1 pseudogene is annotated in these 368 nt (G+C 71.5%); it reads right to left on the bottom strand.

Annotation, left to right across the window (positions count from 1 at the left end):
- A pseudogene (locus IH50_RS0137065) lies at nucleotides 1–368 on the bottom strand (ABC transporter ATP-binding protein); the annotation flags it as partial.

The following is a 368-nucleotide window of genomic DNA, read 5'->3' on the forward strand; positions in this document are numbered from 1 at the left end:
GGGTGGCGCGCAGGATGCGGGGGGCGGCGCGGCGATGGGCGGCCTTGATGCGGTCGGTGATCTGCCGGTACCAGGTTGTCAGGTAGCCGTCCATGGTGGTGGCGCGGACCTCGGCGGCGCTGCGCGGGCCGGTCGCGTAGTGGCGGACCAGGAAACGCAGGTGGCTGTCGCTGATGCTCTGGTAGTCGGCGCGGTGGTGGATGCGCGCTGTGGTGATGGCGGCCGCTCCCTTGGGAACGACGGCGAGGATGAGCAGGGGCAAAAGCAACGGGTGCAGCACGGTGAGCACCGAGGCTGCGGCGGCGAGCTGGGCGAGCGCGGACACGAGGGCCTGCGCATCACTGATCAGGTCCTCGGTGGCCTCGGCG

The sequence above is a fragment of the Streptomyces sp. NRRL S-37 genome (genome assembly GCF_000721605.1).
GTDB lineage: Bacteria > Actinomycetota > Actinomycetes > Streptomycetales > Streptomycetaceae > Streptomyces.